General features: G+C 68.8%; 23 protein-coding genes and 2 pseudogenes. 11 read left to right on the forward strand and 14 right to left on the reverse strand.

Going from position 1 to position 25,959, the window contains the following annotated elements; all coding sequences use genetic code 11:
- Positions 1-483 (forward strand): annotated as a pseudogene (adh, locus tag RTK35_RS21235) (aldehyde dehydrogenase); the annotation flags it as partial.
- Between the two features lie 308 nt (positions 484-791).
- Here adh and RTK35_RS21240 read toward each other — a convergent pair.
- The 9 genes from RTK35_RS21240 to RTK35_RS21280 form a co-directional block, all read right to left on the reverse strand.
- Positions 792-2,246: an NAD-dependent succinate-semialdehyde dehydrogenase gene (locus tag RTK35_RS21240; RefSeq protein WP_316908933.1), complete on the reverse strand. Its 1,455-nt coding sequence runs from the start codon at positions 2,244-2,246 to the stop codon at positions 792-794.
- A gap of 95 nt (positions 2,247-2,341) precedes the next feature.
- Positions 2,342-3,145: a 4-hydroxy-2-oxoheptanedioate aldolase gene (hpaI, locus tag RTK35_RS21245; RefSeq protein ID WP_316908934.1), complete on the reverse strand. Its 804-nt coding sequence runs from the start codon at positions 3,143-3,145 to the stop codon at positions 2,342-2,344.
- A 23-nt stretch (positions 3,146-3,168) separates the two neighbouring features.
- Positions 3,169-3,972 (reverse strand): 2-oxo-hept-4-ene-1,7-dioate hydratase, encoded by an 804-nt coding sequence (gene hpaH, locus RTK35_RS21250; protein WP_316908935.1) that lies wholly within the window; start codon positions 3,970-3,972, stop codon positions 3,169-3,171.
- 13 nt (positions 3,973-3,985) lie between these two features.
- Positions 3,986-5,296 carry an MFS transporter gene (locus RTK35_RS21255; protein ID WP_044405203.1) on the reverse strand — a complete coding sequence of 437 codons (1,311 nt, stop codon included), beginning with the start codon at positions 5,294-5,296 and terminating at the stop codon, positions 3,986-3,988.
- 80 nt (positions 5,297-5,376) lie between these two features.
- Entirely contained in the window at positions 5,377-5,769 is a 393-nt protein-coding gene (locus tag RTK35_RS21260) for a 5-carboxymethyl-2-hydroxymuconate Delta-isomerase (protein ID WP_044405200.1), read from the reverse strand.
- 10 nt (positions 5,770-5,779) lie between these two features.
- Positions 5,780-6,703: a 3,4-dihydroxyphenylacetate 2,3-dioxygenase gene (hpaD, locus tag RTK35_RS21265; RefSeq protein ID WP_222901423.1), complete on the reverse strand. Its 924-nt coding sequence runs from the start codon at positions 6,701-6,703 to the stop codon at positions 5,780-5,782.
- Positions 6,704-6,835: 132 nt separating this feature from the next.
- On the reverse strand, positions 6,836-8,296 hold the full coding sequence (hpaE, locus tag RTK35_RS21270) for a 5-carboxymethyl-2-hydroxymuconate semialdehyde dehydrogenase (protein ID WP_236211486.1): 1,461 nt from the start codon (positions 8,294-8,296) through the stop codon (positions 6,836-6,838).
- A gap of 5 nt (positions 8,297-8,301) precedes the next feature.
- The gene (locus RTK35_RS21275) at positions 8,302-9,072 is read right to left on the reverse strand and encodes a fumarylacetoacetate hydrolase family protein (RefSeq protein ID WP_074968526.1); all 771 of its coding nucleotides are present in this window, start codon (positions 9,070-9,072) and stop codon (positions 8,302-8,304) included.
- A 10-nt stretch (positions 9,073-9,082) separates the two neighbouring features.
- Positions 9,083-9,739 (reverse strand): fumarylacetoacetate hydrolase family protein, encoded by a 657-nt coding sequence (locus RTK35_RS21280; RefSeq protein ID WP_107331043.1) that lies wholly within the window; start codon positions 9,737-9,739, stop codon positions 9,083-9,085.
- A 332-nt stretch (positions 9,740-10,071) separates the two neighbouring features.
- Between RTK35_RS21280 and hpaR the strand changes: the two genes are divergently transcribed.
- Genes hpaR through RTK35_RS21295 form a run of 3 tightly spaced genes read left to right on the forward strand, consistent with a single transcriptional unit; the run spans position 10,072 to position 11,925 of the window.
- The gene (gene hpaR, locus RTK35_RS21285; RefSeq protein ID WP_044405190.1) at positions 10,072-10,494 is read left to right on the forward strand and encodes a homoprotocatechuate degradation operon regulator HpaR; all 423 of its coding nucleotides are present in this window, start codon (positions 10,072-10,074) and stop codon (positions 10,492-10,494) included.
- A 20-nt stretch (positions 10,495-10,514) separates the two neighbouring features.
- The gene (gene hpaA / locus RTK35_RS21290) at positions 10,515-11,414 is read left to right on the forward strand and encodes a 4-hydroxyphenylacetate catabolism regulatory protein HpaA (protein ID WP_069564844.1); all 900 of its coding nucleotides are present in this window, start codon (positions 10,515-10,517) and stop codon (positions 11,412-11,414) included.
- 7 nt (positions 11,415-11,421) lie between these two features.
- On the forward strand, positions 11,422-11,925 hold the full coding sequence (locus RTK35_RS21295; protein WP_316909085.1) for an AAA family ATPase: 504 nt from the start codon (positions 11,422-11,424) through the stop codon (positions 11,923-11,925).
- Positions 11,926-12,023: 98 nt separating this feature from the next.
- On the opposite strand, the gene RTK35_RS21300 is transcribed toward RTK35_RS21295, so the two are convergent.
- Entirely contained in the window at positions 12,024-13,286 is a 1,263-nt protein-coding gene (locus RTK35_RS21300) for an OprD family porin (protein ID WP_309042400.1), read from the reverse strand.
- A 314-nt stretch (positions 13,287-13,600) separates the two neighbouring features.
- Here RTK35_RS21300 and RTK35_RS21305 point away from each other — a divergent pair, with 314 nt between their 5' ends.
- Genes RTK35_RS21305 through RTK35_RS21320 form a run of 4 tightly spaced genes read left to right on the forward strand, consistent with a single transcriptional unit; the run spans position 13,601 to position 17,721 of the window.
- Entirely contained in the window at positions 13,601-14,623 is a 1,023-nt protein-coding gene (locus RTK35_RS21305) for a TRAP transporter substrate-binding protein (protein WP_316908936.1), read from the forward strand.
- Positions 14,624-14,628: 5 nt separating this feature from the next.
- Positions 14,629-15,153, forward strand: a complete 525-nt coding sequence (locus tag RTK35_RS21310; protein WP_044405178.1) for a TRAP transporter small permease — start codon at positions 14,629-14,631, stop codon at positions 15,151-15,153.
- Positions 15,150-16,472 carry a TRAP transporter large permease gene (locus RTK35_RS21315; RefSeq protein WP_316908937.1) on the forward strand — a complete coding sequence of 441 codons (1,323 nt, stop codon included), beginning with the start codon at positions 15,150-15,152 and terminating at the stop codon, positions 16,470-16,472. Before RTK35_RS21310 ends, RTK35_RS21315 begins: the two co-directional genes overlap by 4 nt.
- Before the next feature lie 55 nt (positions 16,473-16,527).
- Positions 16,528-17,721 carry a Bcr/CflA family multidrug efflux MFS transporter gene (locus RTK35_RS21320; protein WP_316908938.1) on the forward strand — a complete coding sequence of 398 codons (1,194 nt, stop codon included), beginning with the start codon at positions 16,528-16,530 and terminating at the stop codon, positions 17,719-17,721.
- Here the strand turns inward: RTK35_RS21320 and RTK35_RS21325 are convergent.
- The gene (locus RTK35_RS21325; RefSeq protein WP_142011152.1) at positions 17,685-18,881 is read right to left on the reverse strand and encodes an MFS transporter; all 1,197 of its coding nucleotides are present in this window, start codon (positions 18,879-18,881) and stop codon (positions 17,685-17,687) included. The genes RTK35_RS21320 and RTK35_RS21325 overlap by 37 nt on opposite strands.
- Positions 18,882-19,204: 323 nt before the next feature.
- Between RTK35_RS21325 and RTK35_RS21330 the strand changes: the two genes are divergently transcribed.
- The 3 genes and pseudogenes from RTK35_RS21330 to RTK35_RS21340 all read left to right on the forward strand — a co-directional run.
- Positions 19,205-20,374: a p-hydroxyphenylacetate 3-hydroxylase oxygenase component gene (locus RTK35_RS21330; protein WP_044405165.1), complete on the forward strand. Its 1,170-nt coding sequence runs from the start codon at positions 19,205-19,207 to the stop codon at positions 20,372-20,374.
- Between the two features lie 59 nt (positions 20,375-20,433).
- Complete coding sequence (locus RTK35_RS21335) at positions 20,434-21,366, forward strand: p-hydroxyphenylacetate 3-hydroxylase reductase component (protein ID WP_107331669.1); 933 nt, start codon at positions 20,434-20,436, stop codon at positions 21,364-21,366.
- Positions 21,367-21,492: 126 nt separating this feature from the next.
- Positions 21,493-22,449, forward strand: a pseudogene (locus tag RTK35_RS21340) (methyl-accepting chemotaxis protein); the annotation flags it as partial.
- A gap of 51 nt (positions 22,450-22,500) precedes the next feature.
- On the opposite strand, the gene tyrS reads toward RTK35_RS21340, so the two are convergent.
- The 3 genes from tyrS to RTK35_RS21355 form a co-directional block, all read right to left on the reverse strand.
- Complete coding sequence (gene tyrS / locus RTK35_RS21345; protein ID WP_268194520.1) at positions 22,501-23,739, reverse strand: tyrosine--tRNA ligase; 1,239 nt, start codon at positions 23,737-23,739, stop codon at positions 22,501-22,503.
- Positions 23,740-24,389: 650 nt separating this feature from the next.
- Entirely contained in the window at positions 24,390-25,232 is an 843-nt protein-coding gene (locus RTK35_RS21350; RefSeq protein ID WP_316908940.1) for an EamA family transporter, read from the reverse strand.
- 25 nt (positions 25,233-25,257) lie between these two features.
- On the reverse strand, positions 25,258-25,920 hold the full coding sequence (locus tag RTK35_RS21355) for a response regulator transcription factor (RefSeq protein ID WP_044405153.1): 663 nt from the start codon (positions 25,918-25,920) through the stop codon (positions 25,258-25,260).
- Positions 25,921-25,959 lie beyond the last annotated feature (39 nt).

Raw genomic sequence — 25,959 nt, forward strand, 5'->3', positions numbered from 1 at the left:
CAGCAGTACGAGAAGATCCTCAGCTACCTCGACATCGCCCAGCAGGAAGGCGCCGAAGTGCTCACCGGCGGCGCCGCCGAGAAGCTCGAAGGCAGCCTCGCCACCGGCTACTACATCCAGCCGACCCTGCTCAAAGGCCACAACAAGATGCGCGTCTTCCAGGAAGAGATCTTCGGCCCGGTGGTCGGCGTCACCACCTTCAAGGACGAAGCCGAAGCCCTCGCCATCGCCAACGACACCGAGTTCGGCCTCGGCGCCGGCCTCTGGACCCGCGACATCAACCGCGCCTGGCGCATGGGCCGTGGCATCAAGGCCGGCCGCGTCTGGACCAACTGCTACCACCTGTACCCGGCCCACGCCGCCTTCGGTGGCTACAAGAAATCCGGCGTCGGCCGCGAAACCCACAAGATGATGCTCGACCACTACCAGCAGACCAAGAACCTGCTGGTCAGCTACGACATCAACCCCCTGGGCTTCTTCTGACCCCACCCGCTCCACGAAAAACGCGGCCTCGGCCGCGTTTTTTCGTTTCAGCCCCCCACACGCACCGGGTCGCGGCGACAAACGTAGGATGGGCTGAGCTGTGCGAAGCCCATCATTGCGGGGCTCGGGCACGAGGTGATGCGGTTCGCCGAGCTCACCGCATCCTACGGACATGACCGTGGCGCAGGATGGATCGCGCTTCATCGATCCACCGCCGGAGCCATGCCGCTCCCACAGGGTGCTGCCCGGTGGATCAGGGGCATTTCCGTAGGGTGGGCTTCAGCCCACGCTGACCAACGCTGAGGGCATCAGCCGATGCCCAGGCACATGTACTTCTGCTCGATGTAGTCGTCGATGCCGTATCTGGAGCCTTCGCGGCCGAGGCCGGATTGCTTGATGCCGCCGAAGGGGGCGACTTCGGTGGAGATGAGGCCTTCGTTGACGCCGACCATGCCGTATTCGAGGGCTTCGCTGACCCGCCAGGCGCGGCCGAGGTCGCGGGTGTAGAGGTAGGAGGCGAGGCCGAATTCGGTGTCGTTGGCCATGGCGATGGCCTGCTCCTCGGTGTCGAAGCGGAAGATCGGTGCCAGCGGGCCGAAGGTCTCGTCGCGGGCCACCAGCATCTCCGGGGTCACCTCGCCGAGCACGGTGGGCTCGAAGAAGTTGCCGCCCAGGGCGTGGGGTTTGCCGCCGGCCAGGACGCGGGCGCCCTTGGCGACGGCGTCGGCGATGTGTTCCTCCACCTTGGCCACGGCCTTGGCGTTGATCAGCGGGCCTTGTTGGGCGCCGTCGTCGTCGGCCGGAGCGACCTTTAGGGCGTTGACCGCCGCCACCAGGCGCCGGGCGAACTCGTCGTAGACGCCGCGCTGCACCAGCAGGCGGTTGGTGCACACGCAGGTCTGCCCGGTGTTGCGGAACTTGGAGCCGAGGGCGCCCTGCACGGCGGCGTCGAGGTCGGCGTCGTCGAAGACGATGAAGGGCGCGTTACCGCCCAGTTCCAGGCTGACCTTCTTGATGGTCTCGGCGCACTGGGCCATCAGCAGCTTGCCGATGCCGGTGGAGCCGGTGAAGGAGAGCTTCTGCACCAGTGGGTTGCCGGTCAGTTCGGCGCCGATCTCCCGCGAGCGGGTGCCGGGGACGATGTTCAGCACCCCGGCGGGAATCCCGGCGCGCTCGCCGAGCGCCGCCAGGGCGAGGGCGGACAGCGGCGTCTCCGAGGCGGGCTTGAGCACCACGGTGCAGCCGGCGGCCAGGGCCGGGCCGACTTTGCGGGTGATCATGGCGTTGGGGAAGTTCCACGGGGTGATGGCGGCGACCACGCCGATGGCCTGCTTGATCACCACCAGGCGGCGGCCGGGTTTGTCGTGGGGGATGACGTCGCCGTAGACGCGCTTGGCCTCTTCGGCGAACCACTCGATGAAGCTGGCGCCGTAGGCGATCTCGCCCCGGCTCTCGGCCAGGGGCTTGCCCTGTTCCCAGCTGAGCAGGCGGGCCAGGTCTTCCTGGTTGGCCATGATCAGCTCGTACCAGCGCCGCAGGATGGTGCTGCGCTCCTTGGCGGTGCGGGCGCGCCAGGCGGGCAGGGCGGCCTGGGCGGCGTCGATGGCGCGGGCGGTTTCCACCCGGCCGAGGGAGGCGACTTCGGCGATCAGCTCGCCGTTGGCGGGGTTGGTCACGGCGAAGCGCGCGTCGTCGTCGGATTCGATCCACTGGCCGTTCACGTAGGCCTGTTCGCGCAGCAGGTTGAGGTCATCGAGGGTCATCGGTCTGCCTTCTTTCGGACGGTCGTCGCCCGTTCCCGGTGCTGCGTGCAGCACCGGGGCGGACGTTGATGGAGGGAGCGGGTCGGGAATGCGGGTCAGTAGACGCTGCCGGTGCTGGACGGCGGCGCGGGCGTGCCCTTGAAGCGGCCGGCGAGTCCTTGCAGGGCCTTCATCAGCAGGCTGGTGTCGACGCCGACGGCGACGAAGCTGCAGCCCAGCTCCAGGTAGCGGCGGGCCAGGGCCTCGTCGGCGCTGAGGATGCCGACGGCCTTGCCGGCGCGGCGGATGCGGGCGATGGCGTCTTCGATGGCGGCCTGCACCTCGGGGTGGCCGGGGTTGCCGCGATGGCCCATGGCGGCGGAGAGGTCGGCCGGGCCGATGAACACGCCGTCGACGCCCTCCACGGCGGCGATGGCGTCGAGGTTGGCCAGGCCGTCGAGGTTCTCGATCTGCACCAGCAGGCACATCTGTTCGTCGGCCTTGTCCAGGTAGCCGGGGATGCTGTTCCAGCGCGAGGCACGGGCCAGGGCGCTGCCGACGCCGCGGATGCCGGAGGGCGGGTAGCGCATGGCACGCACCAGTTCGGCGGCCTGGGCGGCGGAGTCCACCATGGGCACCAGCAGGGTCTGCACGCCGATGTCGAGCAGTTGCTTGATCAGCACCGGGTCGCCGATGGGCGGGCGGATGATCGGCTGGGCAGGGTAGGGCGCCACGGCCTGCAACTGGCCGAGCAGGCTGCGCAGGTCGTTGGGGGCGTGCTCGCCGTCGATCAGCAGCCAGTCGAAGCCGGCGTTGGCGGCCAGCTCCGCGCAGTACGGGTCGGCCAGGCCGAGCCACAGGCCGACCTGGGCCTCACCGGCCAGGAGGCGTTGCTTGAAGGTGTTGACGGGCATGTCCATGGGGACTCCTCGTGGGCGGTGGTTCAGACGAAGCGGCAGGCGATCGAGCCCAGCTGGTCATAGTCGACATGGAAGGTGTCGCCGGGGCGGGCGGCCACCGGGCGGGTGAAGGAGCCGCCGAGGATGATCTGCCCGGCTTCCAGGGTGACGTCGTAGGGCGCCAGCTTGTTGGCCAGCCAGGCGACGCCCTTGGCCGGGTGGTTGAGCACGGCGGCGGAGACGCCGGATTCCTCGATCACGCCGTTGCGGTAGAGCACGGCGGGCACGCGGCGCAGGTCGATCTCGGTGGGGCGCACGGCGCGTCCGCCCATCACCACGCCGGCGTTGGCGGCGTTGTCGGAGATGGTGTCGAAGACCTTGCGGGTGGCCTGGGTCTGCGGGTCCACCTGCTGGATGCGGGCGTCGATGATCTCCAGGGCGGGGATGACCCACTCGGTGGCATCGAGCACGTCGAACAGGGTGACGTTCGGCCCGCGCAGCGGCTTGCCGAGGACGAAGGCCAGCTCCACTTCCACGCGGGGGACGATGAAGCGCTCGAAGGGGATGTCGGTGCCTTCGTCGAAGAACATGTCATCCAGCAGCGCGCCGTAGTCCGGCTCGGTGATGTTGGAGGACACCTGCATGGCGCGGGAGGTGAGGCCGATCTTGTGGCCCACCAGCTTGCGCCCGTTCTGGATCTTCTGCGCCACCCAGGCGCGCTGGATGGCGTAGGCGTCTTCGATGGTGATGCCGGGGTGGTCCAGGGAGAACTGGCGGATCTGCTGCCGCGCGCGTTCGGCGGCGTCGAGTCGGGCGGCGGCCTGCTGGATCAGGGGGGCGTCGAGCATGGTGGGTTCTCTCTTAGCGTGGGTTGACCAGGGCGGCGGGGGTGCGCAGCACCAGTCCGGCGCCGAGGGCGATGAAGAAGGCCAGGACGAACAGCGCGAGGCTGGCGCTCTGGGTGGTGTCGCGCATCCAGCCGATGAGGTAGGGCGCGAGGAACGAGGCGATGCTGCCGAAGGAGCTGATGAGGCCGATGCCGGCGGCCTGGGCCTTATCGGAGAGGAAGGCCGGCGGCAGTTGCCAGAACATCGGCAGGGCGGCGCTGGCGCCCATGCCGGCGATGATCAGGCCGGCCAGCACGGGGATCGCGCTGGTGGGCGCGAGGCCGCTGCTGGCGATGCCCACGGCGCACATCAGCAGCGGCACGCTGAGGTGCCAGCGGCGTTCGCGGTGGCGGTCCGAGGAGCGGCCGCAGGCGAGCATGAAGAACACCCCGGCGAGGTAGGGCACGGCGCTGAGCAGGCCGACCTGGCTGTCGCGGGCGACGCCGGCGCCGTGGATCAGGGTGGGCATCCAGAAGGCCAGGGTGTTCACCGCGAGCATCACGGCGAAGTAGATGGCCACCAGCAGCCAGACGTGGCGGTCGCGCAGGATGCCGGCGAAGGAGGTGATCGGCTTGCGCTGTTCCTCCTGGGCCATGTCTTCGCGCAGCTGGCGCTTCTGGGCGTCGTCGAGCCAGGCGACGTCATCGAAGCGCTCCGGCAGGCGCGCCCAGACCAGCAGGCCGAGCAGCACCACGGGGGCGCCTTCGAGGAGGAACATCCACTGCCAGCCGCGCAGGCCGAGGGCGTCGTGGAAGCCTTCGAGGATGGCGCCGGACAGCGGCCCGCCGATCACCCCGGCCATGGGCACGGCGATGGCGAACAGGGCGGTGATCTGCGCGCGGCGGCGGGCCGGGTACCAGCGGTTGAGGTAGACGAGGATGCCGGGGAAGAAGCCGGCCTCGGCGACCCCCAGCAAAAAGCGCAGGACGTAGAAGCCGGTGGCGCCCTGCACCAGGAACATGCTGGTGGAGAGCACGCCCCAGACCACCATCAGGGTGGCGATCCAGCGGCGCGGGCCGACGCGGTCGAGGGCGAGGTTGCTGGGCACGCCGAACAGGGCGTAGGCGATGAAGAACAGGCCGGCGCCGAAGCCGTAGACGGTGTCGCTGAACTGCAGGTCGGCGCTCATCTGCATCTTGGCGAAGCCGATGTTGATGCGGTCCAGGTGGGCGAACAGGTAGCACACCAGCAGCAGCGGCATGAGCCGCCAGGTGACGGTGCGGTGGGTGGTGTCGCGGGTGGCGTGGTCAGCGCCGGTGGGGCAGGCGGTGTGGGCGGTGCTCATGGTCTTGTACTTCTTGTTGGGAGTCGCGTCGGGGTGCGCGGCGCGGGGCGTTGTCACCCCGCGCCGGCGGTGGGCCGGGGTCAGCCGGCCTGGCCCTTGAGGAAGGCGTGCACGTTGTTGAGCTTGTAGTTGAGCTCGGCGTCCAGCTCGGTCATCTCGAAGGAGAGGGCCAGCAGGCGCCGGGCCTGGAGCGCGGCGAAGTGGCCGCTGATCACTTCGAACAGCGCATCGGCCACCTGGCGGCGGGTGGCCAGGTCGCGGCCGGCGCCCACCTTCAGGGTCATGTGGACGAAGGCGTAGTCGTGCTGGCCGTCGGCCATGCGCCAGGTGTCCAGGCGCACGGCACGGCTGCGGATGCCGCCGAGGGGGAAGACCCCGGAGGCGCCCAGGCAGGCGTGGACCTTCTCGAACAGGCCGGGCAGGTCGGCCTCGGCTTCGATGTTGTGGGTGTATTCGGCGATGAAGTGCGGCATGGCGCGGTCCTCAGAGGCGGCTGCCGGTGGGGCTGCCGCCGGGGTTGGAGGCCTGGGCGGCGGGAATGGCCGAGCCGTCCTGGGGGGTGACCGGGAAGATGGCGTTGATCTGGCCGGTGCCGGAGGAGCCGAAGTAGGGGGTCACGACCTCTGCCTTGCCGTCGTACTTCGACCAGCCGAGGGCGCCGAGCAGCATGGCGGTGTCGTGCATGAAGCCTTCGCCATGACCCTTGACGGCGTACTCGGGGAGCATGGCGCAGAAGTCTTCCCATTCGCCGTCCTGCCACATCTGCACCACGCGGTGGTCGAGGGTCTCCAGGAAGGGGCTCCAGACCTTGGTGGCGAACTCGGGGGCCTGGCCGTTCTGGGCGAAACGGTGGGACAGCGAGCCGCTGGCGAGGAAGGCGACGTTGCCGTCGTAGTGCTTCTCCACGGCCTGGCGCATGGCCCAGCCGAGGCGGGCGCTGTCGTTGAGGTAGTGGGAGGTGCACAGGGCGGAGACGGAGATGACCTTGAAGTGGCGGTCGGTGTTCATGTAGCGCATGGGCACCAGGGTGCCGTACTCGGGGGCGAGGGTGGTGGCGTCGTGGGCCATGGTCTCCACGCCCAGGCGGTTGCATTCCTCGGCCAGCAGGCGGCCCAGCTCGGGGTTGCCGGGGAAGGCGTAGTCCATGTTGCTGATGAAGTGCGGCAGTTCGTTGCTGGTGTAGAGCCCTTCGAACTGGGCGGCGCAGTTGACGTGGTAGTTGGCGTTGACCAGCCAGTGGGTGTCGAACACCACGATGGTGTCGACGTTCAGTTCGCGGCAGCGGCGACCGATCTCGATGTGCCCGTCGATGGCGGCCTGGCGGAAGCCGTGGCGCGGGCCGGGCAGCTCCGACAGGTACATGGAGGGGACGTGGGTGATCTTGGCAGCCAGAGCAACGTTGCCCATGACGGTTCTCCTGGTGGCGGGCGCCTGGTGGGGCGGCCGGGATTCTTGTGGTTGTGGATGCACGCCAGCTGATACGACGCCCTGGGTGCCGGGTTCCGGCACCTGGGCGTTCTGCATGAGTACCTGGCGTGGCTACACGCCCCAGCGGGGAATGTGGTGGCTCCCCATGGAAATGCACACGTTCTTGATCTCGGCGAACACTTCGAAGCTGTACTGGCCGCCTTCGCGGCCGGTGCCGGAGCCCTTCACACCGCCGAACGGCTGGCGCAGGTCGCGCACGTTCTGGCTGTTGATGAACACCATGCCGGCTTCGATGCCACGGGCCAGGCGGTGGGCCTTGCCGATGTCCTGGGTCCAGATGTAGGAGGCCAGGCCGTATTCGGTGTCGTTGGCCAGGCGCAGGGCCTCGGCCTCGTCCTTGAATTTCATCAGGCACACCACCGGGCCGAAGATCTCTTCCTGGGCGATGCGCATGCGGTTGTCCACGTCGGCGAAGACGGTGGGCTGGATGAACTGGCCCCTGGACAGGTGCGCGGGCAGATTGGCCGGGCGCTCCAGGCCGCCGGCCAGCAGGGTGGCGCCTTCCTCGATGCCGATGCGGATGTAGCCGGTGACCTTGTCGTAGTGGGCCTGGGTGATCATCGAGCCGACCTGGGTCTTCGGGTCCTGCGGGTCGCCGACGATCAGGCGCTTGGCGCGGGCGGCGAACTCGGCGACGAAGCGGTCGTAGACGGTCTCCTGGATGAAGATGCGGCTGCCGGCGGTGCAGCGCTCGCCGTTGAGCGAGAAGATGGTGAACAGCGCAGCGTCGAGGGCGCGGTCGAGGTCGGCGTCATCGAAGATCAGCACCGGGGACTTGCCGCCCAGCTCCATGGAGTACTTCTTCAGGCCGGCGGTCTGCATGATCTTGCGGCCGGTGGCGGTGCCGCCGGTGAAGGAGATGGCGCGCACGTCCGGGTGGCGGACCAGGGCGTCGCCGGCGGTGGCGCCGTAACCCTGCACCACGTTGAGCACGCCCTTGGGGATGCCGGCTTCCAGCGCCAGGCGACCCAGTTCGTTGGCGGTCAGCGGCGACAGTTCGCTCATCTTCAGCACGGCGGTGTTGCCCAGGGCCAGGCAGGGTGCGGTCTTCCAGGTGGCGGTCATGAACGGCACGTTCCACGGGGAGACCAGGCCGCACACGCCCACCGGCTGGTAGAGGGTGTAGTTGAGCATCTGGTCGTCCACCGGGTAGCTGTGGCCGTCCATGCGGGTGCAGACCTCGGCGAAGAACTCGAAGTTGTGCGAGGCGCGGGGGATCAGCACGTTCTTCGTCTGGTGGATCGGCAGGCCGGTGTCCAGGGTCTCCAGTTCGGCCAGCTTGGGCACGTTCTGGTCGATCAGCTCACCCAGCTTGCGCATCAGCTTGGCGCGCTCCTTGGCCGGGGTGTTGGCCCACTTGGGGAAGGCGTCCTTGGCGGCAGCGACGGCTGCGGCGATCTCTTCGGCGCCGCCGCTGGCGACTTCGCCGATGGCGTCCATGGTGGCCGGGTTGTAGTTGACGAAAGTCTCTTTGCTTTCGACTTCCTGGCCGTTGATCCAGTGCTTGATCATGCTGCTCATGCCTCTTGTTTGCGGGCGAAGAACTCGGCTTCGCTGACGATTCGGTTGACCAGGCGGCCGACGCCTTCCACTTCCACCACCACTTCATCGCCCGGCACCACGTCGGCCAGGCCCTCCGGCGTGCCGGTGGCGATCATGTCGCCCGGCTGCAGGGTCATGAAGCTGGAGAAGTATTCGATCAGGTAGGGGATGTCGAAGATCATGTCGGCGGTGGTGCCTTCCTGCTTCAGCTCGCCGTTGATCCAGGTGCGCAGCCTGAGCTTCGACGGGTCCGGCACGTCGGCTGCGTCGACGATCCAGGGGCCGACCGGGGTGGTGCAGTCGCGGTTCTTCACCCGCAGGTTGGGGCGGTAGTAGTTCTCGAGGAAGTCGCGGATGGCGTAGTCGTTGCAGACGGTGTAGCCGGCCAGGTACTGCAGGGCGTCCTCGCGCTTGACGTTGCGCGCGGGCTTGCCGATCACCGCCACCAGTTCGCACTCGTAGTGCATGTAGGCGACGTTGTCCGGGCGCCAGGTGACCTGGTTGTGGCCGGTGTAGGTACCGGGGGACTTGATGAAGGCCAGCGGCTCGGTGGGCGCCTTGAAGGCCAGTTCGGCGGCGTGGTCGGCGTAGTTAAGGCCGAGGGCGAACATGCTGCCGGTGGCCGGGGGCAGCCACTCGACCTGGTCTTCGGCCAGCAGGCGGCCATCGGCGAGGCGGACGGCGTTGCCGTCTTCGACGGTCACGGCGTGGATGTCGCCCTGGTAACGGATACGTGCGTGTTTCATCAGGGACTCCTTATTCCGCAACCACGGTGTTGGCGAGGCGGCCGAGGCCGTCGATCTCCACCACCACCTCATCGCCGGGCTGCACGTCGACACGGCCTTCCGGGGTACCGGTGATCAGCACGTCGCCTTCGTGCAGGGTCATGAACTCGCTGATCTCGGCGATCAGCTGGGGGATGCTGCGCACCAGGTTGGCGGTGCTGTTTTCCTGGCGCAGCTCGCCGTTCACCCGCAGGCGGATGCCCAGGGCGTGCGGGTTGCCGATGCTCTCGGCCGGCACCAGCTCGTCGGAGAGGGCGCAGAAGCCGTCGCGGCACTTGGCTTTCACCGCCGGGCGGTAGTAGCTCGTTTCCGGCAGGCTGAACTCGTTGACGATGACGTAGCCGGCCACGTGGGCCAGGGCGTCCTCGGCGCTGACGCGGCTGGCGTCGCGGCCGATCACCACGCCCAGGGCCGGGCCCGGCTGCAGGCGCTCGCCGGCCGGGAAGGGCACGGCACCGCCGTCGTGGTTGCGGGTGTTCGGGGTCTTGATGAAGAGCACCGGCTTGACCGGCGGCTTCTGGTAGGGCGGCTCGTTGAACTCGGGCAGTCGGCTTTCCAGCAGCCCCCTGTAGTTCAGCGCGACGCCGAACAGGGTGCCTTGGGCGACTTCGCTAGTGGCGCGACGCATGGATCTGTTCACTCCTGACGCAGGTGGGGCAGGGCCCCGATGAAAAAAACAGGTGGGCTCGACGGTGGGAGCGCAGCACCTGAAAACCGTTAACTCATTAACAGGTTAACTTTTATAGTTAATATGTTAACGACAATCAAGCCTTGGTCGTGCGATCGGGCTGTGGCTATTTAAAGCGCGGAGGGCAAACGGGACTTGTCGCTGGCTGCCAAACCGAGTTGCACCGGGTTGCCAGGCGGGGGCTTACAGGCTGTGGCAGCAGGAAGGTAATTGCCTCGGTTCGGCGGTTGTTGATTAAATTCTTCACCTTCACTTCCCACCGAGACCGCCTGATGTCGACCCCACGACCGTCCCTGACCCTGACCCTGCTGCAGGCCCGCGAGGCCGCCATGGCCTTCTTCAGGCCGCTGCTCAACCAGCACGGGCTGACCGAGCAGCAGTGGCGGGTCATCCGCATCCTGCGCCAGTCCGGCGAGATGGAAAGCCACCAGCTGGCGCAGCAGGCCTGCATCCTCAAGCCGAGCATGACCGGCGTGCTGGCGCGCCTGGAGCGTGATGGCGTGGTGCGCCGCTGGAAGTCCGCCCAGGACCAGCGCCGGGTCTTTGTCGGCCTGACCGAAAAGGGCCAGCAGTGCTTCGTGTCCATGAGCGATGGCATGGAGCGCAATTACCAGAAGATCCACCAGCAGTTCGGCGAGGCCAAGCTGCAGCAGCTCCTGGACCTGCTCAACGAGCTGAAGCAGATCAAGCCCTGAGCCCCGCGGAGGCGGCCACGATGGCGGTGTCCTCGCCCATCCCCAACATCGACATCGGCCAGGTCTATGACCAGCGCTACGCCGATGCCGACGTGCACTACGAGGCCCTCGGCAAGCTTGCCGACTTCTTCGGCCGCAACATGCCGGTGCACCGCCACGACCGCTTCTTCCAGGTGCACTACGTCAAGAGCGGCACCGTGCGGGTGTTTCTCGACGACGAGGGCTTCGTCCAGGAAGGGCCGATGTTCTTCCTCACCCCGCCCACCGTCACCCACGCCTTCGTCACCGATGCAGAAAGTGACGGCCATGTGCTGACCGTGCGCCAGCAACTGGTGTGGCCGCTGCTGGAGGCCCACGCCGGGCTCGCCAGCGGCCCGCGCATCGCGCCGTTGTGCGTGTCGGTGGGGGCGCTGGAGCCGCGCTACGAAGGGGAGGTGGCGCGCCTGAACCTGTTGTTCGACGAACTGCGCCAGGAGTTCGCCGACAGCCGACCGGGTCGCGCCCTGAGCCTGGTGGCGCTGACCGAGCTGATCTTCATCAGCCTGTTGCGCCTCTCCAGCCGCTCCCTGGCCGCCCAGCCGGCCCGCCGCGAGGACCTGCACATCTTCCAGCGCTTCAACGTGCTGATCGAACAGCGCTACCCCGAGCACTGGGGCCTGGGCCAGTACGCCGATGCCCTGGGCGTGACCGAGGCACGGCTCAACGAGGTGTGCCGACGCATCGCCGGCATGCCCTCCAAGCGCCTGGTGTTCGAACGGCTGATGCAGGAAGCGCGGCGCCTGCTGCTGTTCACCGGGGAGTCGGTGAACGGCATCGGCTACCGCCTGGGCTTCAAGGACCCGGCCTACTTCAGTCGCTTCTTCACCCGTCACGCCGGGATGACCCCGGGGGCCTACCGCAGCAGCCGAGGGACGGAATGAGATGAGTGTGCTGATCGTCTTCACGGGTCTGCCGGGCACCGGCAAGACCACGCTCGCATCGCGTCTGGCCCGCGAGCTGGGCGCGGTGTACCTGCGGCTCGACGTGATCGAGCAGGCCATCCGCGAGTCCGGCATCGCCGCCGACGTGGGCACCAGTGGCTACCGCGTGGCCAACGGCCTGGCCCTGGGCAACCTGCGGCTGGGGCATCGGGTGGTGGTGGATTGCGTCAACCCGGTGGCCGAGAGCCGCCAGGCCTGGGCACAGGTGGCAGCCGACGCCGGCGCGAGGCTGTGCGACGTGCGGGTGATCTGCAGTGACGCGGCCGAGCACCGGCGCCGGGTCGAGACGCGCCAGGGCGACATCCCGGGCCTGGTGCCGCCCACCTGGGCGTCCGTGCAGCGGCACGCGTTCGACCCGTGGGACAGCCCGCCCTTCACCGTCGACACGGCCCGGCTGACGGTGGACGCGGCGCTGGAGGCGATCCGCACCCACCTATCGCTTCCGGCCTAGAACCCTCCACGCTCACGCCGGCACCGAGCCTCCGCCGGGGCGCGCCGAATGTCGGCTCCCCGACGGCCCGTGTGGCCATCGGGGAGACGCGACTGGGCTCAGAACAGCGGCAGGGTGTAGCCGAGGATCAGCCTGTTCTCGTCCACGTCGGTGGTCAGCCCGTTGCTGGAGCGGAAGGTGGCGTTGCGCAGGCGCACGTTGAAGCCCTTCAGCGGGCCGTCCTGGAAGACGTAGGCCAGGTCGGTGTCGCGCTCCCACTCCTTGCCGTTGCGCACGCTGGCCGTCTGCACGTGTTCACCGCTCACGTAGCGGGTCATGAAGCTCAGGCCGGGGATGCCCAGGGCGGCGAAGTCGAAGTCGTAGCGCGCCTGCCAGGCGTCCGTCTCGGCCTTGGTGAAGACGTTGAAGGTCACCAGGTTGACCGAGTACGGGTCCAGCCCCGGGTAGGCGAAGTCGCCGTCGCCGGAGAGGTTCTGGTAGCCCAGGCCGACCTTGTGGGCGCCCATGCCGAGGGTGAGCATGCCGTTGAAGAAGCGGTTGTTGATGCGCCCGCCGTCCACCCGCTTGGCGCTGCGGTAGCGGTGGTCGCCGTGCTCGCCGGTGTCGAAGTAGCGCAGGTCGGTCTTCAGCGTCACCCCGTCGCCGAGGGTGGCGTTGTGCACCAGGCCAACGAAGTGCTGGCGGTAGATGTCCTCCATCTGCGCGGCGTAGTAGCTGAGGGTCAGCCCCGGGTTGACCGCGTAGCTGCCGCCGATCAGGTCCAGATGTGCGCTTTCCACTCCGCCGTAGTTCATCTCGTCGTTGCTGGAGGAGTCACGCAGGTTGATCTTCTCCAGCCGGCCGACGTTCAGCGTCAGCCCATCCACGTCCTGGGAGGTCAGCAGGCCGCCGGAGTAGGTGGAGGAGAGCAGGCGCACGTCGTTGTAGGCGGCCACCGGCAGCTGCGGCTGCAGGGTGCCGAGCTTCAGCACGCTGCGCGCCAGGCGCAGCTTGGCGGTCACGCCCAGCTCGCTGTAGGTGTCCTCGGGCTCGTGGCTCTGGGCGCCGTAGGGCAGCAGGCCGGTGCCGCGCCGGCCCTTGCCGGAGTCGAGCTTGATGGCGGTCTGGCCCATGGCGTCCAGGCCGAAGCCGACGGTGCCTTCGGTGAAGCCGGACTCGTAGCGCAGGGTGAAGCCCTGGGCCCATTCCTCGGCCTTGGCCTGGGCGGCGCCGTGCTGGCGGAAGTCGCGGTTCATGTACATGTTGCGGGCTTCGACGCTGGCCTTGCTGTCGGCCAGGAAGTCGGCCCGTGCCACGCCACCGAGGCCCAGCGCGGGGCCCAGCAGGCAGGCGAGTGCCAGCGGTTTCGGGGTCCTGATCATTGTTCTTGTCTCCAGGATTGAGGGGAAACCATCGCCGTCGGGTGGGCGATGGCGGGCATACTCTAGGCATTTAGTTAATATTTTAACAATACGGCTGGAGATCGACCTTGGTGGGGTAAGTGACATTCTCGTATGTGGATTGTTATTTAACTAATTGATTTATAAGAATTTAATTAAATTAAGGGCGCGAGTTAACCCAGCCTGAGACGCAGCGGCCCCGCGAAGAGGTGTTGACAGTGCGCGCAATAAAATTAACTTATTAACGGAATTGCGTTCCCCGTCCCGCCCTACAAGAACAACAAGGAGCCACCCCGATGAAGATCCTTCCCCTCGCTACCCTGTGCCTGGCCCTGCCGCTGGCGCACCTGGCCCAGGCCGCCGATGTGATCACCCTCAAGGTGGCGCATTTCCTGCCTTCCACCTCCAACGCCCAGGCCAACATCATCGAGCCCTGGTGCGCGCAGCTGACCGAGGAGTCCGCCGGGCGCCTGCGTTGCCAGCTCTACCCCTCGATGCAGCTCGGCGGCACGCCGGCCAAGCTCGCCGACATGGCGCGCAACGGCGTGGCCGACATCGTCTGGACCGCCCCGGCCTATTCCGCCGGCAAGTTCCCCCGGGTCGAGGCGCTGGAGCTGCCGTTCGTGCTGCCCAGCGGCGGCGGGCGGGGCAACGCCATCATCTGGGACTACTACGAGCGCTACGCCAAGGACGACTTCAAGGGCTACAAGGTGCTGGTGGTCCACGGTGACGGCGGCATGAGCCTGCACACCCGTGGCCAGCCGGTGAAGACCCTGGCGGACCTGGCCGGGCTGAAGCTGCGGGCCTCCAGCCGCACCGCCGCCAAGACCGTCGAAAGCCTGGGCGCGACCCCGGTGAGCATGCCGCCGGCGCAGATGACCGAAGCCATCTCCAAGGGCGTGGTGGATGGCGCCCTGGCCGCCTGGGAAGTGGTGCCCGCCACCAAGCTCGACGAAGTGACCCAGTTCCACACCGACGTGCCGGAAGGACAGCCCGCCGTGGGCTACACCGTGCTGGCGATGCTGATGAACCCGCGCAAGTTCGACAGCCTGCCGCCGGACCTGCAGGCCATCATCGAGCACAACAGTGGCAAGGCCCTGTCGGAACGCTTCGCCAGCGCCTGGGACAAGGCCACCGATGCCGCCGTCGCCGCCACCCCGGCCGACGCGCGTGTGACCTTCGCCGAGGCCGACTACGAAGCCCTGCGCAAGGCCTCGGCCGGCGCCGTCGAGCAGTGGATCAGCGAAGCCGACGGCAAGGGCCTGGACGGCCGTGCCCTGGTCGACGGCGTGCGCACCCTCGCCAGCGAGGCCCGGTAAGCACCATGAAGGAATCCCTGGATTTCACCCCGGCGGCGGACCTCGGTCCGCTGCAGCGGGGGCTGCTGCGGGTGGCCGAGGCCTTTGCCCTGGCCGGTGGCCTGGTGCTGATCGCCCTGGTGGGCATGTCCATGCTCTCCATCATCGGCCGCAAGCTGTTCTCCACCCCGGTGCGCGGTGACATGGAACTGATGGAAGTCGGCGCGGCCATCGCCATCGCCGCCTTCCTGCCGCTGTGCGAACTGCGCGGCATGCACATCCGCGTCGATGCCCTGAGCAACTGGCTGCCGGCGGGCATCCGCCGTGGCCTGGACACCCTGGCCCACCTGCTGTGCGCCGCTGCGGCCGGCCTGCTGGCCTGGCGCACCGCGCTGCAGATGGTCGACAACCGCGAGTACGGCGATGCCACCACGCTGCTCTCGCTGCCGCTGTGGATCCCCCTGGCGCTGATCGTGCCCAGCCTCGGCCTGCTCGCCCTGTGCGCGCTGGCCCGGGCGGCGCGGGTACTGGGCGGCGGGGGTGCGGCATGAGCGGCCTCGCCCTCGGGCTGATCGCCCTGGCCATCACCATGAGCCTCCTGCTGCTGCGGGTGCACATCGGCATCACCATGCTGGTGGGCGGCGCCGCCTGCTTCTGGGCGGTCAACGACGGTGACCTGTCCTCGCTGCTGTTCACCCTCAACGACCTGGCCTACTCGCGGCTGTCCAACTACGACCTGGCGGTGATCCCGCTGTTCGTGCTGATGGGCCAGTTCGCCACCCACGGCGGCCTGTCGCGGGCCATCTTCCGCTGCGCCTCGGCCTTCATCGGCCACTGGAAGGGCGGCATGGGCCTGTCCGCCATCGGCGCCTGCGCCGGCTTCGGGGCCATCTGCGGATCGTCCCTGGCCACCGCCGCCACCATGAGCCACGTGGCCCTGCCGGAGCTGCGCCGGCACAACTATTCCGGGCGCCTGGCCAGCGCCACGGTAGCGGCGGGCGGCACCCTGGGCATCCTCATCCCGCCGTCGGTGCCGCTGATCATCTACGCGGTGCTGACCCAGGAATCCATCGCCAAGCTGTTCGTCGCCGCCATCGTGCCGGGGGTGATCGCCATCCTCGGCTACATGCTGGTGCTGCGGATCATGGTGGCGCGGGACGAGAGCCAGGCCACCGTCTCCCCCCGTGCCAGCACGGCGGAGCGGCTGCGCGCGCTGCTGGGCGTGAGCCCGGTGATCGGCGTGTTCCTGGTGGTGATCGTCGGCATCTACGGCGGCTGGGCCAACCCCACCGAGGCCGCCTCCATCGGCGCCGCCGCCTGTGGCGTGCTCGCCGTGCTGCAGGGCAGCATGCGCTGGAGCGGGCTGCGCGCCAGCCTGCTGGGCACCGCCGAGACCACCGCGATGATCTTCCTCGTGCTGCTGGGCGCCGACCTGCTCAACTCCGGCCTGGCGCTGACCCAGATGCCCGGCGAGCTGGCGGCCTGGGTGATCGGCAGTGGCCTGGCGCCGATGCTGGTGCTGATCCTGATCCTCGCCCTGTACCTGCTGCTGGGCTGCGTGATGGATTCGCTGGCGATGATCCTGCTGACCATCCCGATCTTCTACCCGATGATCATGGGCCTGGATTTCTTCGGCCTCGGCGAGACGGAGAAGTCCATCTGGTTCGGCATCCTCGCGCTGATGGTGGTGGAGATCGGCCTGATCCACCCGCCCCTGGGGATGAACCTGTTCATCGTCCAGCGCGCCGCCGGCGACGTGCCCTACGGCGAGACGGCACGGGGCATCGTGCCCTTCCTCTGTTCCGACCTGGTGCGCATCGCCCTGCTGGTGGCCTTCCCCGGGCTCAGCCTGTGGCTGCTCAGCCTCTGATCCAACCGGCCGCCTGCGGGCGGCCGTTTCCTTCCTGCCGCTGCGGAACCCGCCCATGACCCCGACCGTTGCCCAGCCCCAGCGCCTGATCGTGCTGCTGGCCGCCCTGGTGGCCTTCGCCCCGCTGTCGATCGACATGTACCTGCCGAGCCTGCCGCGCATCGCCGCCGACCTGGGCGCGCCGGAGTCGGCGGTGCAGCTGACCATCGGCGTGTTCCTCGCCGGGCTGTGCCTGGGCATGCTCGCCTACGGGCCGCTGTCCGACCGCTACGGCCGGCGCCGCCTGCTGCTGGGCGGCATCGCCCTGTACCTGGTGGCCAGCCTCGGCTGCGTGCTGGCCAGCGGCGTCGAGGCGCTGATCGCCTGGCGCCTGCTGCAGGCCCTCGGCGGAGCCGCGGCCTCGGTGCTGGCGCGGGCCATCGTGCGGGACCTGTTCCCCCTGCGCGATGCGGCCCGGGTGCTCTCGCTGATGCACCTGGTGACCATGTTCGCCACCCTGGTGGCGCCGCTGCTGGGCGGCTACCTGATGCTGGTGGCCGGCTGGCGCTCGCTGTTCGTGGTGCTGTTGGTGTTCGCCGGGCTGTGCCTGCTGGCCACCGCCTGGAAGATCCCCGAGACGCACCTGCCGGAGGCCCGTGGCCGCACCCTGGGCGAGGCCTTCCGCGCCTACGGGCGCATGGCGCTGCAGCCGCTGGCGCTGGGCTACATCTTCTGCATGGGCCTGTGCTTCGCCGGCATGTTCGCCTTCATCACCGCCTCGCCCTTCGTCTACATCGGCTACTTCGGCGTCTCGCCCCTGGGCTATGCCTGGCTGTTCGGGCTGAACATCGCCGGCATCATCGTCGCCACCTTCCTGAATGCCCGGCTGGTGGGGCGCGTGTCGCCCGAGCGCATGCTGGCCTGGGGCACCGCCGTGGCCGCCGTGGCCGGGCTGGCCCTGGCCGGCGTGGGGCTCGCCGGGGTCGGCGGGTTGCCGATGGTGGTGGCCTGCGTGGTGGCGTACGTCAGCGTCACCGGGTTGCTCGGCGCCAACTGCCTGGCCTGCCTGCTGGCGGCCTATCCGGGGCAGGCCGGTGCGGCGGCCGGGCTGGCGGTGGCCACCCAGTTCGGTCTGGGCACCGCCTGCAGCGCGCTGGTCAGCGCCCTGTACGACGGCACCCCGCTGCCCATGTGCCTGGTGATCGGCGCCACCGGCATCGGTTGCCTGCTGGCCTACCGGCTGGCCCGGCGCGCATCCCACAGGCAATAGAGCAGCAACAGCACGCCGGCTGCGGCCAGCACCGGCGGCGCGCCCAGCTGCGCCGCCAGCAGGCCGGCAAGCAGCCCGCCGATGGCGTCGAAGCCGAAGCGCACCGAGGTGTACAGCGACACCACCCGCCCGCGCAGGGTCTCCGGTGCCGAACTCTGCAGCACGATGTTGGTGCCGACGTTGCTGCTGGAGATGCCGAAGCCCAATACCGCCATCGCCACCAGCGACAGCCATAGCTGCGTGCTCCAGGCGAACACCAGCATGGCCAGCCCGCTGGCCGCCGCCGACGCGAGGATGACCCGGGGCAGGGCGCTCGGCGCCCGGTGGCTGGCCAGCAGCACGCTGGAGGCCAGCGAGCCGAGCCCGGCCGCCCCCCAGAGCCAGCCGAGGGTGGTGGCATCACCGGCGAAGATGTCCTTGGCGAACACCGGCAGCAGCACCACGTAGCTGGAGGCGGTGAGGTTGACCGCCATCACGCTGAGCATCATCGCCTTCACCGTCGGCGTGCCCCGTGCATAGGCCACCCCTTCGCCGAACACGTTGCGGAACGAGCCGCTGGCCCGCGGGATCGGCCCCATGCGCACCCGCCACAGACCCAGCATCAGCGCGCCGTAGGAGAGGGCGTTGAGGGCGAAGCACAGCGCCTCGCTGACCACCCCCAGCAGCAGCCCGGCCAGGGGCGGGCCAACGAAGCGGGCGAGGGTGAAGAGCATGGCGTTCAGTGCCAGGGCGTTGGCCAGGTCCTCGCGCTCGTCGACGAAGCGGCTGAGCAGCGACTGGCGCAGCGGCGTGTCCACCGCGTTGAGCACCCCCAGCAGCCCGGCCATGAATACGATCAGCCCCGGCCCTATCAGGCCGCTGGCGGTCAGCGCCGCCAGGGTGGCGGCCTGCACCCCGAGCAGCGCCTCCACCGCGATCAGCAGGCGGCGCTTGTCGTGCCGGTCGATCCAGGCGCCGGCCAGCGGGCCCACCAGCAACTGCGGCAGCAGCGCCACGAAGGTCACCAGCCCCAGCAGCGCCGAGGAGCCGGTAAGGCGGTACACCAGCCAGGCCAGCGCCACCTGCTGGATCCAGGTGCCCAGGGTGGAAACGGCATGGCCGAAGAAGTACAGGCGGAAGTTGCGGTGGCGCAGGGCACGCAGGGCGGTGGGCCAGGTCATGGTCGGGCGGCGGCAAGGGAGGGCGGGGCGCCCATGCTAATGAAAAACGCCGTTCATTAACATATTCATATCTGTCGCAACGGGTGCCTCCCGGCGCGGTCGGGGCCGGGCGTCGGCAGCGCTTGGAAAGCCGGGCATGAAATCGCGGAAATCCCATGGAAAGTACAATCGACCCTGTGGAACGTCCATTCAGGGGGATCGTTCATATCTTCATAATGTGCCCGAACCCCACCGGGTAGTCAGACCGCATGTCACGTATGCCGGGTGTTCCGGAGCGTTCGCGGTAGCGCCTGCCTGCGACCAACAATAACCAGGGCCTCCAGATGAAAAAGACAAATCCCCTGCTCGACGCACTGCGGGAAATCCTCCCCGCCATCGCCGCCAATGCCGCCCAGGCCGAGCGTGATCGCATGGTCCCCGCCGAGAACATCGCCATGCTCAAGGGCATCGGCATGCACCGTGCCTTCCAGCCCCGCGCCTACGGCGGCCTGGAGATCTCCCTGCCGGAATTCACCGAGTGCGTCATCGCCCTGGCCGGCGCCTGTGCCAGCACCGCCTGGGCCTTCAGCCTGCTGTGCACCCACAGTCACCAGCTGGCGATGTTCCCCAAGCAACTGCAGGACGAAATCTGGGGCAAGGACCCGGACGCCACCGCCAGCAGCTCCATCGCCCCCTTCGGCCGCATCGAGGAAGTGGACGGCGGCGTGCGCTTCAACGGCGAGATGGGCTGGAGCAGCGGTTGCGACCACGCCGAGTGGGCCATCGTCGGCTGCCGCCGGCAGAACGCCGAGGGTGAGCTGGTCTACTGCTTCGCCGTGCTGCCGCGCAGCGACTACGAGATCCGTGACGACTGGTTCGCCGCCGGCATGCGCGGCAGCGGCACCAAGACCCTGGTGATCAAGGACGCCTTCGTCCCCAACCACCGCATCCAGGCCGCCAAGGACATGATGGAAGGCCGCTCCGCCGGCTTCGGCCTGTACCCCGACAGCAAGATCTTCTACACCCCGTACCGCCCGTACTTCGCCAGCGGCTTCGCCTCCATCAGCCTGGGCATCGCCGAGCGCATGCTGGAGGCCTTCAAGGAGAAGACCAGAAACCGCGTGCGGGCCTACACCGGCGCCAGCGTCGGCACCGCCACCCCGGCACTGATGCGCCTGGCCGAGTCGACCCACCAGGTGGCCGCCGCCCGCGCCTTCCTGGAGAAGACCTGGCAGGACCACGCCGCCCACGGCGAGCGCCACGAGTACCCGAGCCGCGAGACCCTGGCCTACTGGCGCACCAACCAGGCCTACGCCGTGAAGATGTGCATCCAGGCCGTGGACCGCCTGTTCGAAGCCGCCGGCGGCACTGCCTGGTTCGAAGGCAACGAGATGCAGCGCCTGTTCCGTGACTCGCACATGACCGGCGCCCACGCCTACACCGACTACGACGTCTGCGCGCAGATCCTCGGCCGCGAGCTGATGGGCCTGGAGCCGGACCCGAGCATGGTCTGACCCCGCCACCCGATAACAAGAACGCCGCCCTCGCCAGCAGGGCGGCCAGCGAGACGACTATGACTACCCAAGCGTGCTTCGACCCGCGCGACTTCCGTCGCGCGCTGGGCAACTTCGCCACCGGCGTGACCATCGTCACCGCCGCCACCGCCTCGGGCGAGAAGGCTGGCGTCACTGCCAACAGCTTCAACTCCGTGTCCCTCGACCCGCCGCTGATCCTCTGGAGCATCGACAAGCGCTCCGGCAGCCTGCCGGTGTTCGAGGCGGCCAGCCACTTCGCGGTGAACATCCTGGCCGCCGACCAGATCGACCTGTCCAACCGCTTCGCCCGCTCCAAGGACGACAAGTTCGCCGGCTTCGAGCACGAGGTCGGCCTTGGCGGCTCCCCGCTGTTCGCCGACTGCTCGGCGCGCTTCCAGTGCGAGAAGTGGGCGCAGATCGAGGGCGGCGACCACTGGATCCTGATCGGCAAGGTGGTGGCCTTCGACGACTTCGGCCGTTCCCCGCTGCTCTACCACCAGGGCGCCTATTCCATGGTCCTGCCCCATGCGCGGATGACCCGCAAGGAAGAGGAGCGCCCTGCCACCAGCGCCTTCCAGGGCCGCCTGCGGCACAACCTCTACTACCTCATGACCCAGGCCCTGCGCAGCTACCAGGCCGCCTACCAGCCGCGCCAGCTGTCCACCGGCCTGCGCACCAGCGAGGCGCGCATGCTGATGGTGCTGGAGAACGACGCCGGCCTCGACGAGTGCGGCCTGCAGCGCGAAGTGGCGATGCCCAGGCGCGAGATCGAGGAAGCGGCCGCCATCCTCCGGCGCAAGGACATGGTGGTGGAGCAGGGCGGCAGCTACGCCCTCACGCCGCTGGGCGTGGAGCAGGCCGAAGCGCTCTGGAGCATTGCCCAGGAGCAGCAGGACAGCGTCTTCAGCCAGTTCAGCGCCGAACAGGTGGAGACCTTCCGCAGCGTGCTCAAGGCCATCATCGCCGCCTGATCCGTGCCGGCAGGCTCGGTCAAGCGCCGGGCAGGGTCGTGCAAGACCCTGCCCGGCGGCTTTCCTAGAGTGCCCGGCACGTCGCCCTTCCCACCTTCCTCGCCGGGGCGGCGCCCGGGAGGATGCATGCTGTTCCGCGACACCCGAAAGGACTGGGTCCGCCAACTCGACACCCTGCTGCGGCAGGTGCTCGCTGACCCCGGCCAAACGCCCGCCCAACTCCACGACCGCGCACTCGCCGAACCTCTGGAGGCCCTGCGCCAGGCCCTGCTGGAGGCGCAGCGCCTGGGTGCCGACCTGGCGCGCTGCCAACGCGAGCATGCGGCCGACCGGGCCCGCCTTGCCGATCTTGCGCGGCAGCTCGCCCAGCTCGAAGGGCAGCAGGCCGAGACCCTCCAGGCCTTCGACGCCGAACGCCGGCACTGGGCCCAGGCCCAGCGCGACTGGGCGCTGGAAACCCATGTCTGGGAGCAGACCCGCGCCACCCTCACCGAGGGCTGCTGGGACCTGCAGGTGGCCAACGGGCGCCTCGACGACCCCCACAGCCTGATGCGCATCTCCAACCAGTTCCGCGCCGTGCTCGGCTACCGCCCGGACGAACTGCCCGATGGCTGGGACAGCCAGGTGGGCATCACCCACCCCGAGGACCTGCCCCGGGTGCTGGGGCTGTTCGAGCGGGAGATCGCCGACCCCGCCGGCAGCGGCGAATACGTGGTGGAGTACCGCATGCGCCATCGCCAGCGCGGCTACATCTGGTGCCGCGAGCGCGGGCGTGCGGTGCGCGACGAAGGCGGCCGGCTGTACCGGGTGATCGGCGCCGTGCGCGACATCAGCGACGAGCGCGCCCTGCACCTGGCCCACGAGCAGCGCCAGCGGCGCAACCAGCAGGCCTACGGGCAGATCGCCCAGGTGGTGGGGGTGATCAAGGGCATCGCCGAACAGACCAACCTGCTGGCCCTGAATGCCGCCATCGAAGCCGCGCGGGCCGGCGATGTCGGCCGGGGCTTCTCGGTGGTCGCCGACGAGGTGAAGAAGCTCGCCGGCAACACCCGCCAGGCCACCCAGGAGATCCAGGCCATGCTCGACGCCCAGGCCCGCGAGGCCGAGGCGCCGGAGAGCGCCCCGGCCTGAGCCTCAGCCGCGGGTCACGCGGATCGCGTAGTGGCGCTTCTTGCCCAGGCTCAGGGTCCAGCCCTGGGCATCGGCCGGCAGCGGCGCGTCGAGGTCGCGCACCTCCACCCCGTCCAGGCGCACGCCACCTCCGGCAGCCAGGCGCCGGGCCGCACCACGGGAGGGCTGCAGGCCGGCATCCAGCAACAGGTCGATCAGCGTCGCGCCCCGCGCCAGCGCCTCGGCCGACAGCTCCAGCTGCACCGCCGCCAGGTCGCCCTGGCCGCCGCCGAACAGCGCCGCTGCCGTGGCTTCCGCCTCACGGGCCGCCGCCTCGCCGTGGGCGAGGGCGGTGGCGTGGTTGGCCAGCACCACCTTGGCGGCGTTCAGCTCGGCGCCCTTGAGGGCTGCCAGGCGGGCGATCTCGTCCAGTTCCAGTTCGGTGAACAGGGCCAGGAAGCGGGCCACATCGCGGTCGTCGCAGTTGCGCCAGAACTGCCAGAAGGCATAGGGCGCCAGGCGGTCGGCGTTGAGCCACACCGCGCCATTGGCGGACTTGCCCATCTTGCGCCCGTCGCTGGTGGTCAGCAGCGGCATGGTCAGCCCGTAGAGCGGCGCGGTGCCCTGGCGGCGCCCCAGCTCCACGCCGTTGATGATGTTCGCCCATTGGTCCGCACCGCCCAGCTGCAGGGTGCAGCCATGCCGGCGCGCCAGCTCGGTGAAGTCGTGGGCCTGCAGCAGGGTGTAGCCGAACTCCTGGAAGGACAGCGAGTGCTCGCGGTCCAGGCGCTGGCGCACCGCGTCGAAGGTCAGCAGGCGGTTGACCGAGAAATGCCGGCCCACCTGATTGAGGAAGGCCAGGTAGCCGATGCCGTCGAGCCACTCGGCGTTGTCCACCACCCGCGCGCCGGGGGCGTCGAGGTCGACGTAGCGGCCGAAGGCGGAGGTGATGCCGGCGATGTTCGCCTGGATCTGCGCCTCGCTCAGCATCGGCCGGCTCTCGTCACGGAAGCTGGGATCGCCGATGCGCGTAGTGGCCCCGCCGATCAGCAGGATCGGGTGGTGGCCGAAGCGCTGCATCCAGCGCATCAGCATCAGGCCCTGCAGGTGGCCGACGTGGAGGCTGTCGGCGGTGGCGTCGAAGCCCAGGTAGAGGCTGACCGGGCCCTGGGCGAGGTGCTGGCGCAGGCCTTCCAGGTCGGTGCACTGGTGCACGAAGCCGCGGGCTTGCAGCAGGGCGAGGAGGTCGGGGGTGGTGTTCATGGTGTCTCCTTGGTTGGGCCCGAGGAGACCGGGGATTCCGAGCCGCCTCAGGCGGATCGGATGAGCACGCGGCTACCGCCTGGAATCAGGGGTCGGGTAGGCGTAATAGGCGGCCGCGAGGCGGATCGTTAACGTATTCATGGTCGCGCATTCTAGCGGCATGAAAGGCCGCGTCAATGCGCGGTGGATCATGGAATGGGTTCTTTCTGCTGCGCTTTTTATCTCGGATCGAAATGCCCACTGCGTTATCTCCAGTGAAGCCGATGGGGCGTGCAGGGATAGCGCCCCTTCAGGAGGCTGAGCGGAATCGTCGTGCAAGGGGTTGAGCGACATGGATGTCGCGAGAGCGCTGTTGGGCCATGGATGGCCCGTCAGCGCGGGCCCCTGGAACAACGATGGAGCGAGGGAAGTCCCGCGTAGCGGGACCCGTATGCAGGGGCAAGCCCTTTTGGCCCCTTTTGGGGCGACTGCCAAAAGGGGCTCGCCCGGGAGGGCGAAACAGAAAACACCAGCAGAACTCGATAATCAGCCTGGCGCCGAGTCCGTTACCGCACATACCTCAACACACTGCTTTTTATGTGATGAGCCGTGATTGCCATGTTTCACGTCACCCTGTGTTGTGGGCGGCTCTCTTGAAAACGACCTTGGGTCTAAGTCCGGAACCGCCCCCGCAGCACCAGTGCGATACCACCCAGCACCGCCACCGACACCAGCGCCAGGCGTAGGCTGATGGCTTCCCCCAGCAGCAGGGCGCCACCGAGGGCGGCCAGGACCGGGACGCTCAGCTGCACGCTGGCGGCCTGCAAGGCGCCCAGACCGGGGAGGGCGCTGTACCAGATGGCGTAGCCGATGCCGGAGGTGAGCGCGCCGGAGAGCAGCGCATAGGCCAGGCCCGGGCCGTCCCAGCTCAACTGGCCGAGGAAGGGCAGCAGCAACAGCCCGGCCAGGGGCAGGGCGCGGATGAAGTTGCCCGCCGTGGCCGCCAGCGGCGGGCCGGCCTGGCGGCCGAGCAGGGTGTAGGCGCCCCAGGCCAGGCCTGCCAGCAGCATCAGCAGGGCGCCGCCCAGGGGCGGGGCGCTGGCGCCGGGCAGCAACAGGACCACCAGCCCGCCGCCGGCCAGCAGGAAGCCGAGGCTCTGCAGCGGCCCCAGGCGTTCGCCGCTCAGCAGGCCCACCGCGCCCATGCTCAGTTGCACCGCGCCGAACAGCAGCAGTGCGCCGCTGCCCGCATCCAGGTGCAGGTAGGCGTAGGAGAAGGCGGCGGCGTAGACGAACAGCGCGGTGGCGGCCCGCCAGTTGCCGCTGGGGGCCAGGGACGGGCGGCGCAGGCGCAGCAGCAGGCCGAGCACCAGGGCACCGGCCACCAGGCGCAGCACGGTGAAGCTCACCGCGTCCACGGCGGTGTGCTTGAGGGCCAGGCGACAGAGCAGGGAGTTGCCGGCGAAGGCCAGCATGGCCAGGGCGGTGAGCAGCAGAATGCGTGGAGCGGGCATGGGCCTCCGGGCGTGGGCGCCGTGGTCAGCGGCGCAGGTAGGCCGAGAAGTCGATGTCGCTGGCGCAGAGGATCGCTTGCACCCGGTTGTGCACGTTGAGCTTGCGCAGGATGGCCGAGACGTGGGCCTTCACCGTGGTCTCGGCGATGTCCAGGTTGTAGGCGATCTGCTTGTTGGATTCGCCCTTGGTCATGCGCTCCAGCACCAGCAGCTGCTTGCGGGTCAGCGCCTGCAGCAGCTCCGGCGGGATGGCGTGCTCGTCCTGGCCCCGGCGCGGCGCGGCCTTCTGGGTGCGGATGATGTCCGAGGGCAGGTAGACGTTGCCGTTGAGGATCTGCTCGATGGCCTCGGTCATCTGCGCGCGCGGCGAGGACTTGGTGATGAAACCCACTGCGCCGTAGGTGATGGCCTGCAGCACCACCTGCTTGTCCTGCTCGGCGGAGACGATCACCACCGGGATGGTCGGCGCCTCGTTGCGCAGGTTGATCAGGCCGTTGAGGCCGTGCATGCCGGGCATGTTCAGGTCGAGCAGGATGAGGTCGAGGTCGTCGTGCTCCTGGGTCAGGCCGAGGGCGCTGTCCAGGTCGGCGGTCTCCATGACTTCGCTGTCGGGGAAGCCGTCGCTGATGACGTTGTGGATGGCTTCGCGGAACAGGGGGTGATCGTCGGCGATCAGGATCTTGTACATGGCCAGGTCACCTCGTTGTTGTGGTTGTGGGTGGACGGC

Source organism: Pseudomonas sp. zfem003 (assembly GCF_032621675.1).
Taxonomy (GTDB): Bacteria; Pseudomonadota; Gammaproteobacteria; order Pseudomonadales; family Pseudomonadaceae; genus Metapseudomonas; species Metapseudomonas otitidis.

Bases quoted from the DNA above. Each gene is read 5' to 3' on its own strand.
- RTK35_RS21240 (WP_316908933.1), bottom strand. From the start codon at position 2,246: ATGACCCTCGATGACCTCAACCTGCTGCGCGAACAGGCCTACGTGAAC.
- hpaI (WP_316908934.1), bottom strand. From the start codon at position 3,145: ATGGACATGCCCGTCAACACCTTCAAGCAACGCCTCCTGGCCGGTGAG.
- hpaH (WP_316908935.1), bottom strand. From the start codon at position 3,972: ATGCTCGACGCCCCCCTGATCCAGCAGGCCGCCGCCCGACTCGACGCC.
- RTK35_RS21255 (WP_044405203.1), bottom strand. From the start codon at position 5,296: ATGAGCACCGCCCACACCGCCTGCCCCACCGGCGCTGACCACGCCACC.
- RTK35_RS21260 (WP_044405200.1), bottom strand. From the start codon at position 5,769: ATGCCGCACTTCATCGCCGAATACACCCACAACATCGAAGCCGAGGCC.
- hpaD (WP_222901423.1), bottom strand. From the start codon at position 6,703: ATGGGCAACGTTGCTCTGGCTGCCAAGATCACCCACGTCCCCTCCATG.
- hpaE (WP_236211486.1), bottom strand. From the start codon at position 8,296: ATGATCAAGCACTGGATCAACGGCCAGGAAGTCGAAAGCAAAGAGACT.
- RTK35_RS21275 (WP_074968526.1), bottom strand. From the start codon at position 9,072: ATGAAACACGCACGTATCCGTTACCAGGGCGACATCCACGCCGTGACC.
- RTK35_RS21280 (WP_107331043.1), bottom strand. From the start codon at position 9,739: ATGCGTCGCGCCACTAGCGAAGTCGCCCAAGGCACCCTGTTCGGCGTC.
- hpaR (WP_044405190.1), top strand. From the start codon at position 10,072: ATGTCGACCCCACGACCGTCCCTGACCCTGACCCTGCTGCAGGCCCGC.
- hpaA (WP_069564844.1), top strand. From the start codon at position 10,515: ATGGCGGTGTCCTCGCCCATCCCCAACATCGACATCGGCCAGGTCTAT.
- RTK35_RS21300 (WP_309042400.1), bottom strand. From the start codon at position 13,286: ATGATCAGGACCCCGAAACCGCTGGCACTCGCCTGCCTGCTGGGCCCC.
- RTK35_RS21305 (WP_316908936.1), top strand. From the start codon at position 13,601: ATGAAGATCCTTCCCCTCGCTACCCTGTGCCTGGCCCTGCCGCTGGCG.
- RTK35_RS21310 (WP_044405178.1), top strand. From the start codon at position 14,629: ATGAAGGAATCCCTGGATTTCACCCCGGCGGCGGACCTCGGTCCGCTG.
- RTK35_RS21315 (WP_316908937.1), top strand. From the start codon at position 15,150: ATGAGCGGCCTCGCCCTCGGGCTGATCGCCCTGGCCATCACCATGAGC.
- RTK35_RS21320 (WP_316908938.1), top strand. From the start codon at position 16,528: ATGACCCCGACCGTTGCCCAGCCCCAGCGCCTGATCGTGCTGCTGGCC.
- RTK35_RS21325 (WP_142011152.1), bottom strand. From the start codon at position 18,881: ATGACCTGGCCCACCGCCCTGCGTGCCCTGCGCCACCGCAACTTCCGC.
- RTK35_RS21330 (WP_044405165.1), top strand. From the start codon at position 19,205: ATGAAAAAGACAAATCCCCTGCTCGACGCACTGCGGGAAATCCTCCCC.
- RTK35_RS21335 (WP_107331669.1), top strand. From the start codon at position 20,434: ATGACTACCCAAGCGTGCTTCGACCCGCGCGACTTCCGTCGCGCGCTG.
- tyrS (WP_268194520.1), bottom strand. From the start codon at position 23,739: ATGAACACCACCCCCGACCTCCTCGCCCTGCTGCAAGCCCGCGGCTTC.
- RTK35_RS21350 (WP_316908940.1), bottom strand. From the start codon at position 25,232: ATGCCCGCTCCACGCATTCTGCTGCTCACCGCCCTGGCCATGCTGGCC.
- RTK35_RS21355 (WP_044405153.1), bottom strand. From the start codon at position 25,920: ATGTACAAGATCCTGATCGCCGACGATCACCCCCTGTTCCGCGAAGCC.